This window comes from Legionella maceachernii, assembly GCF_900167045.1.
Taxonomy (GTDB): Bacteria; Pseudomonadota; Gammaproteobacteria; order Legionellales; family Legionellaceae; genus Tatlockia; species Tatlockia maceachernii.
Genome location: NZ_FUXJ01000002.1, coordinates 51,680 through 60,602, shown reverse-complemented (window position 1 = coordinate 60,602; position 8,923 = coordinate 51,680). Strand labels below are relative to the sequence as shown.

Below are 8,923 nucleotides of genomic sequence, written 5' to 3'. Positions count from 1 at the left end.
CGTAGTGAGGGATCTCCTTGGGAGAATTACTGCCAAGAGTCGGGAGGTCCTTCGCTTTGCTCAGGATGACAGTGGTGTTGTCATCCCGAACGCAGTGAGGGATCTCCTTGGGAGAATTACTGCCAAGAGTCGAGAGACCCTTCGCTTTTTACTCAGGATGACATTTTTTTATTTACAGACTAAGGATCTACATGCTTAGACAAAGTCTTATCTACCTTCTACTTAGCATTGTGGTTGTTGTTTTTGCACGCTTTGCCCATATGCTGTTAGTTTATATTGATATGTTGTACGCTTTGATCAATATCAAACTAACTCCCATCTTTAGCCAAGTAGGTTTGGGAGCCGTTATTCGTAAAGTTATTCTTTTAGTGCTTATTCCAGTCATTATTGCTGCCATCCCTGCGCTTAGTTTCCGCTTAGTCAAAGGAAAAGAGATGCCTTATTTCATGGAGTTAACTTGGTGTTTGTGGCTTGTGGTGGTACTTAGCAATGTTTTAATACGCATTTAAGGATTATTCATGACTAAAATCATCAGTCAGTTAAATCCAGCCAGCAATGAATTCAAAGAAAATCAAGCAAACATGCAAAGCTTGATTGAAGAGTTACAAACTATTATTCGAAAAATCGCTGAAGGGGGCGATGAAAAAGCCCGACAGAGGCATTTAAAGCATGGAAAACTACTGCCCCGCGAACGTTTGCAACAATTGCTTGACCCAGGTAGCCCTTTTCTCGAATTATCACAACTCGCAGCCTACGAAGTTTATGAAGATCATGTTCCAGCAGCTGGAATTATCACCGGTATCGGTCAAGTTACAGGAACCGAATGCATGATTGTGGTCAATGATGCAACTGTAAAAGGAGGCACTTACTATCCTTTGACCGTTAAAAAACACCTGCGCGCACAAGACATAGCAAGAGCAAACCATTTGCCGTGCATTTATTTGGTAGACTCCGGAGGTGCCTTCCTACCACGGCAGGATGAAGTTTTCCCCGATCGAGATCATTTCGGGCGTATTTTTTATAATCAAGCCACACTCTCTGCCGAGAACGTACCGCAAATTGCGGTAGTAATGGGCTCTTGTACCGCGGGCGGAGCCTATGTACCGGCGATGGCCGATGAGTCAATCATGGTAAAAAATCAAGCCACCATTTTCCTAGGTGGTCCTCCACTGGTGAAAGCAGCGACAGGCGAAATCATTAGTGCCGAAGAGCTAGGCGGAGCTGATGTTCACTGTCGCCACTCGGGGGTTGCTGATCATTATGCTGAGAATGATACACATGCCTTGCATCTAGCAAGAGTAGCCATCAGCCATTTGAATCGTCAAAAGCCTGACGTGCTCACCCGAATTCAAAGCCGTGAGCCCCTTTATGACGCCAAAGATCTCAATGGCATTGTGCCTGTTGATCCACGCAAACCTTTTGACATTCGGGAAGTCATTGCCAGGATTGTCGATGCATCTGAATTTGATGAATTTAAAGCGCTTTACGGTACAACCCTAATCTGCGGATTTGCTCATCTTTTTGGCTATCCCGTAGGAATTATTGCTAATAATGGAATTTTATTCAGTGAGAGTGCACTGAAAGGAGCGCATTTCATTGAGTTATGCTGTCAGCGTAAAATTCCATTGATCTTTTTACAAAACATTACCGGATTCATGGTGGGCAGTAAATACGAAGCAAGTGGTATTGCCAAACATGGTGCCAAGATGGTTACTGCTGTAGCCAATGCAAAAGTGCCTAAATTAACCGTGATTGTTGGCGGTAGCTTCGGTGCAGGAAACTATGCAATGTGTGGACGCGCCTACGATCCACGGTTTTTATGGTCGTGGCCTAACGCACGAATTTCAGTCATGGGAGGCGAACAAGCAGCTAATGTTCTTGCTCAGGTGAATCGAGATAAATACACCAAACATGACAAAACCTGGCCTGCGGAAGAAGAAGAGACATTTAAAGCTGAACTGCGTGCACAATACGAAAGGCAAGGGAATCCCTATTATGCCAGTGCCCGATTATGGGATGATGGCGTTATTGCACCAGAAGACACGCGAAGAATTTTAGGTTTAAGCCTATCAGCTGCTCTAAATGCACCGATTCAGTCAACTCATTTTGGTGTATTTCGCATGTAAGCAAGGGGATGGAATGAGTGATTTATTAAGTGAATTACAGGATAGAATTTTCATTATTACATTAAACCGAGTGGACAAACACAACGCGTTTGATGATCATCTATTGGCCGCCCTTCAGCAAACACTCACTGAAGCAGTGAGCAATGCGCGCGTCCGCGTTATTATACTTAAAGCAAACGGTAAGCATTTTTCCGCTGGCGCTGATCTCGCCTGGATGCAGCGCATGGCGCACTATAGCGAAGCAGAGAACTTAAATGATGCCATGGTGCTCGCACGCGTGATGTACAGCTTAAACCAGAGTCCAAAACCAACCCTTGCGATGATTCAAGGTGCGGCGATGGGTGGTGGGGCCGGTCTCGTTGCTGCTTGTGATATTGCCATTGCATCCACTGCGGCGCGCTTTTGTTTCTCCGAAGTAAAACTCGGGTTAATTCCGGCAGTCATTAGCCCCTATGTGGTCAAAGCGATTGGAGAGAGAGCTGCGAAACATTTATTTATGACCGCCGAAATTTTTGATGGGGAAGAAGCGAAAAGATTGCAGTTAGTTCAGCATTGTGTGGCTGAAGAAACGTTATGGCCTTTTACTTTAAATTACGCTGAGCAAATCATTAAACTTGCTCCACAGGCAATCAGTGCCTGTAAAACACTTGTTGCGAATGTCGCGAACAAAGCCATTGACGAGGAGATGATGCGATATACCGCAGCGCTTATTGCAAAAAAACGCGTGTCTGCGGAAGGTCAACAAGGGTTGCGTGCTTTTTTAAAGAAAGAGACACCTAATTGGGATTAACAGCACTAGTATGTCGTCCTAAGCGTAGCGAAGGATCTCCTGAATTAAGGCACTGTCATGAGCCAGGAGGCCCTTCACTTTGCTCAGGATGACAGAGGGGGGGTGTCGTCCTGAGCGTAGCGAAGGATCTCCTGAATTAAGGCACTGTCATGAGCCAGGAGGTCCTTCGCTTTGCTCAGGATGACAAGTTAGATAACTAAGGATTTCCATGTTTAATAAAATTCTCATCGCTAATCGTGGAGAAATTGCTTGCCGTATCATAAGAACCGCAAAGCAACTGGGTATCCATAGCGTTGCAATCTATTCGACCGCTGATAAACACAGCCAACACGTGCTGCAAGCTGACAGCGCCTATTGGGTTGGCGATGCACCAGCCAAAGCAAGTTATCTTAATATTCCTGCAATTATTGCAGCCGCAAAAGCCAGTGGTGCAGAAGCAATTCATCCAGGCTATGGTTTTTTATCTGAAAACCCTCTTTTTGCTCAAGCCTGCGCTCAAGAAGGCATTATCTTTATTGGCCCTCCAGCTTCAGCCATGGAAGCCATGGGGTCGAAACAATTAGCAAAACAAATGCTGGAAAAAACCAATGTCCCCCTCACTCCAGGCTATCATGGTAGCGATCAATCCGATGAACGGTTGTTGAAAGAAGCCCTGCAAATCGGTTTCCCTGTTTTATTAAAAGCAGCCTCTGGTGGGGGGGGTAAGGGAATGCGTGCTGTTCATAGTGAAGCTGATTTTTCCCAAGCCTTAGCAAGTGCTAGACGAGAATCCATGGCGAGCTTTGCCGATGATACCATGATCATCGAAAAATTAATTACCAATCCTCGTCATGTGGAAGTACAAATCATGGCGGACAATCAGGGTCAGGTCGTTCATCTTTTTGAGCGTGACTGTTCTATCCAAAGACGTCATCAAAAAATCATCGAAGAAGCCCCCGCTCCCCACTTGCCTGAATCTTTGCGTCAAAACCTTGCTGAAGCGGCTTGTGAAGTAGCCCGTTCAATTGATTATCGCGGCGCAGGTACAGTGGAATTTTTAGTGGATGGTAAGGATCATTTTTATTTCATGGAAATGAATACGCGCTTACAGGTTGAGCATCCCGTTACTGAAATGATCACTGGGCTTGATCTGGTTGCCTGGCAATTAAAAATCGCAGCAGGCGAACCGCTTTTGCTGACACAAGCTAAAATTTCCGCGAAAGGTCATGCCATCGAATGCCGAATTTATGCAGAGGATCCGCATCAAGGCTTCATTCCTTCAATTGGCAAAATTGATTTCCTTAAACAACCAGAAGGAGAAGGCATTCGGATCGACAGTGGTGTAGCGTGTCATTCGGATATTACTAAGTATTATGATCCCATGATTGCAAAGTTGATCGCTTGGGGAGAAACACGCGAACAGGCTTTACAGCGTTTAAGACAAGCTTTGCAGCATTTTGCTATTGGCGGAGTAAAAAGCAATATTCCTTTTCTACTCGCCATTTGTGAGCATCCACGTTTTACTCAAGCGGATTTGAGCACTGATTTTTTAAGCCAAGAAACGATTCACTTTCCTAAGCCCGATGAAAATTTAGCGGTCTTAATGGCCGCTGCTTATGATTATCTTATGTTGGCTCAACGTCATGATGAGGCACTTTTTCGTCAAAGTTTTGCTTGGCAAATGCATCTATCAAGCCACTGGTATTGGCGATATGTCATTGGGGAAAATCAGCTCGAAGTTAAAGTGATTCCGATAAACTTAACTGCGCTCAAATTACAGCTTAATGAACAAGAATTTGTTTTGAATGCTTGGATTGACCACAATCGAGTGTACGTTAATGATGGTCAGCAACTTTACCATGCTCTATTTGCAAACCAAACCCATCGCATTTATTTTTACACCGAACAAGGGCCACTCGCCATTGAGCGCTTTGATTGGCAAACCTTTGGTGCACAAGGCGCCGCAAAAAGAGGACAACTGACAGCCCCCATGCCTGCCACGGTGGTTGCGATTTTGAAAAATAAAGGGGATAGGGTTAAAGAAGGTGAGAGCTTAATTGTTTTGGAAGCAATGAAAATGGAGCATACTATCCATGCACCTAAAGATGGCATACTTGCTGAGCTGTATTATGAAGTGGGCTCACAAGTCAATGAAGGGGCTGAGTTGCTGGCCTTAAAAGACTAATTCGGTTTAGGGATAACCATGAGCTACCCACAAAAAGTCACGCTTGTTGAAGTTGGTCCGCGCGACGGTCTACAAAATGAATCCTCTTTTGTAGCCACCGAGACAAAAGTAAAACTGATTAACTTGCTTAATGAAAGCGGTCTTAAAAACATTGAAGTGACTAGTTTTGTTTCGCCAAAAGCAATCCCACAACTTGCCGATAACGAAGCGGTATTTACCTCCATTGATAAAAAAGCCCCTATTCATTACTCCGCTTTAGTTCCCAACGAACGAGGTATGCTTAAAGCACTCGAAGTGGGCGTAAAAGAAATCGCAGTGTTTACCGCAGCCAGCGAAACATTCAATCAACGCAACATTAATTGCTCAATTACAGAAAGCATCGCCCGCTTTGAACCCGTGTTTACTTTGGCGAAAGCACATCATATCCGTGTTAGGGTTTATATTTCTTGTGCCCTAGGCTGCCCTTATGAAGGGAGCATTAATCCACAGCAGGTCACGTCGGTTGCTCGTCAATTATTGGCTTTTGATGCAGTCAATGAAATTTGTTTAGGGGATACTATTGGCGTGGGTACACCTAAGCAAACCAAGGCGGTCATTCACGAAATGTTAGGACTTATTCCCCTATCACGATTAGCCATGCATTTTCATGACACTTATGGACAAGCGATTGCTAACATTTATGCGTCTCTGGAGTGTGGTATTACTCGTTTTGACAGCGCTGTAGCCGGACTTGGAGGCTGCCCTTATGCACGAGGCGCGACGGGCAACGTGGCGACTGAGGATGTCTTATATCTTATGCACGGGTTGGGCATTGAAACCGGTGTCGATATTTTTAAAATCGTGGCCGCTGGCGATATGATTTGTAAGGCCTTGGGCAAAAAAAATCAATCGAAAGTAGCCAACGCGTTGATGGCTAATCAAACTTAATACCCCCTCCCTTTTCCTGAACTTTATAGTCCATTAGTTAGGCAATTAATTCTTTTATTTTCCAAAAAGAATTTTGGTGATAAAGTACGCCTTCTGGAATAGCCTCTATCTTTCCCCCGGTTGCGGCTCGAACTACTTAACTTAATAACCGAGACCCAGATGAATAAAAACACATTAAAAATAGGTTTAGTGCAAGAAAAATGGAGTGAAAATCCTAATGAACATCAAGATCGCCTTGCTTCAGGTATTGTTGCTGCAGCCAAACAAGGAGCCCAGATCGTCTGTTTACAAGAATTAACCTTATCGCCTTACTTCTGCACGCGCACTAATGTCGACCCTACTCCCTATATGGAAGACCTAGCCACAGGCCGCACTGCACGCTTTGTTTCAGAGATGGCTAAATCCGCTAAAGTGACCATTACAGCATCGCTCTTTGAAAAAGCTGGCTATAACACCGCAGTTGCTTTTGATGAATCCGGTACATTGGCTGCTGCAACGCGTAAGCAACATATTCCGAGTGGGGAAAAATACCACGAAGACCACTATTTCAAGCCTGGCGACTCCAATTATCCAGTCCATGAATTACTGGGCCATCGTTTTGGGCTCCCTACTTGCTATGATCAGTGGTTTCCCGAGCTATCGCGCATTTATGGCTTGAAAGATACGGAAGTTTTAGTGTATCCCACAGCGATTGGCGCAGAACCTACCGCCCCTGGTTTTGATAGTCAACCCATGTGGCAAAAAGTCATGATTGCTCAAGGAATTATGGCCAACACTTTTATTGTTGCTGTTAATCGCATTGGTTGTGAAGATGGCCTTGAGTTTTATGGCAGCAGTTTTATCGCTAATCCAATGGGTGAAATTCTCGTACAAGCACCGCGTCATGAACCCGCTGTCCTTGTCGCCGAATTGGATTTTAGTCAACGCGCACTGTGGGGACGCTTATTTCCCTTTGCGCTGCAACGTGAACCTGAGACCTATCAGGAATTACTTAAGCCACGTAAATTGGGACGACTTTAATGACAATCAACGCCTTATCTGATGACAATTTATACAACATCGACAACTGGGGTGAAGGGTATTTCAACATAAACCCCTATGGTAATATCGCTGTCAGCAAAAATCCGGCAGATAAAGGAGTTGAACTGCAAGCGATTGTGAATGCTGCAAGTCGTGCTGGTTTGCAATTACCCCTATTGATTCGCTTTACCGACATTTTGCATGACAGAGTGCTGAAGCTCAATAAAGCGTTTGCAGAAGCAATTAAGGAAAACAATTACAGCGGTAGCTATAAACTGGTCTACCCGATTAAAGTGAATCAGGAATACACGGTGGTTAGGGAAATTTTAAAAGCACCTGAGTACTCTGTCGGTCTCGAAGCAGGAAGTAAACCCGAGTTAATGGCAGTTATTGGCCTATTAGGACAGACGCCTTCTACCATTGTTTGTAATGGCTATAAAGACAGCTGCTATATTCGTACTGCTTTAATTGCCCAACAAATGGGGCATGAAGTATTCATTGTCATCGAAAAACGTTCCGAACTCGATATTATCCTCAAAGAGTCAGCACGATTGGACATAAAACCAAAAATTGGCCTACGCATTCGGTTAGTGACCAAAGGAGCAGGTAAATGGGAAAATACCGGCGGTGCTAAATCGAAATTTGGTTTAAATGCGGAACAAGTTCTCGATATGGTTAATCAATTAAAATCCCAAAATTACTTAGATTGCCTGCAATTAATGCACTGCCATTTAGGTTCACAAATTGCCAATATTCATGACATCCGCCATTGCATGCAAGAAGTGGCGCGTTATTACATTGAACTGCGTCATTTACAAGCCCCAATCAATACCATTGACGTCGGGGGCGGATTAGGTGTTGATTATGAAGGAACACACTCAAGTTCAGAGTGCTCAATGAACTACAGCATCAAAGAATATGCAACGAATATTCTTTTAGCGCTTCGTCCTCTTTGCGAGGAGGCCAACATGCCCGAGCCAAATCTCATTTCAGAATCAGGAAGAGCGCTCACTGCTCATCATGCGGTTTTAGTCACCAATATTACCGACGTGGAATCGGTCAAAAAAACCCACGTCCTTCCCCCAGTGACCGATGAAGATCCTCATGTTATTCATGATATTTGGGATACTTACCAATCCATCTCCGAAAGCTCCCCCTCTGAAATTTATAATTATGCGAGCCACTCTTTGGATGAAGCCCATTCTCTCTTTAAACACGGCGTCATGAGTTTGCAGGAAAAAGCTAAGGTGGAACAATTATTTACCGCAATTTGTTTCGAAATTCAGCAAATGCTGGACGAAACCAATCCGATTGACAGCGAATTGCAAACTCTTATTAATGAGCGGATGGCAGCTAAAATATTTTGCAATCTTTCTTTTTTTCAATCACTCCCTGATGCTTGGGCCATCGGACAAATTTTTCCCGTAGCCCCGATTTCGCAATTAACAGCAAAACCCAGCATGCACAGTATTTTGCAAGATTTAACCTGTGATTCTGATGGCACAATCAAAGAATACCCAGGTAAGTCTTGCATCAACACCACCCTCATGCTCCCTCCGTATGAGGAGAGTAATCCTTTTAATATTGCCTTCTTTCTAGTTGGCGCTTATCAAGAAATTTTAGGTAATCTACATAATCTCTTTGGGGACACCAATTCACTCGACGTCAAATTGCTTGGCGATGGTCAATTTGAAATTACTGATTTGGTCAGTGGCGATACCGTCACCAATGTCTTGAATTTCGCCCATTTTGATACTAAAAAATTACTTTTGTCTTATGAAAAACAATTAATTAGTGCGGATTTACCTAGCGAAAAAATTCAAGCTTACCTCAACGAGCTTCGCAGTATTTTTACTCAACAAACTTACCTTGACGGTAATAAAATAAAGGGATAAT

Annotated in this window: 8 protein-coding genes; all 8 read left to right on the top strand. The window is 44.0% G+C overall.

Features of this window, described 5'->3' with window-relative positions; genetic code table 11:
- Positions 1–199: hypothetical protein (locus B5D33_RS16715; protein WP_214608087.1), on the top strand; the 199-nt coding region annotated here is incomplete at its 5' end.
- Positions 192–509 (top strand): hypothetical protein, encoded by a 318-nt coding sequence (locus B5D33_RS00290; protein WP_058451981.1) that lies wholly within the window; start codon positions 192–194, stop codon positions 507–509. The genes B5D33_RS16715 and B5D33_RS00290, both read left to right, overlap by 8 nt.
- A gap of 9 nt (positions 510–518) precedes the next feature.
- Entirely contained in the window at positions 519–2,126 is a 1,608-nt protein-coding gene (locus B5D33_RS00285; protein ID WP_058451982.1) for a carboxyl transferase domain-containing protein, read from the top strand.
- A 13-nt stretch (positions 2,127–2,139) separates the two neighbouring features.
- Positions 2,140–2,916 (top strand): enoyl-CoA hydratase-related protein, encoded by a 777-nt coding sequence (locus tag B5D33_RS00280; RefSeq protein WP_058451983.1) that lies wholly within the window; start codon positions 2,140–2,142, stop codon positions 2,914–2,916.
- A gap of 208 nt (positions 2,917–3,124) precedes the next feature.
- A complete protein-coding gene (locus B5D33_RS00275; RefSeq protein WP_058451540.1) occupies positions 3,125–5,080 on the top strand; it encodes an acetyl/propionyl/methylcrotonyl-CoA carboxylase subunit alpha in 1,956 nt (651 codons plus the stop codon).
- A gap of 18 nt (positions 5,081–5,098) precedes the next feature.
- On the top strand, positions 5,099–6,007 hold the full coding sequence (locus tag B5D33_RS00270; RefSeq protein ID WP_058451539.1) for a hydroxymethylglutaryl-CoA lyase: 909 nt from the start codon (positions 5,099–5,101) through the stop codon (positions 6,005–6,007).
- Positions 6,008–6,166: 159 nt separating this feature from the next.
- Entirely contained in the window at positions 6,167–7,027 is an 861-nt protein-coding gene (locus B5D33_RS00265; RefSeq protein ID WP_058451538.1) for a carbon-nitrogen hydrolase, read from the top strand.
- On the top strand, positions 7,027–8,922 hold the full coding sequence (speA, locus tag B5D33_RS00260; protein WP_058451537.1) for a biosynthetic arginine decarboxylase: 1,896 nt from the start codon (positions 7,027–7,029) through the stop codon (positions 8,920–8,922). The genes B5D33_RS00265 and speA overlap by 1 nt, the downstream gene beginning before the upstream one ends.
- Position 8,923: the final 1 nt, after the last annotated feature.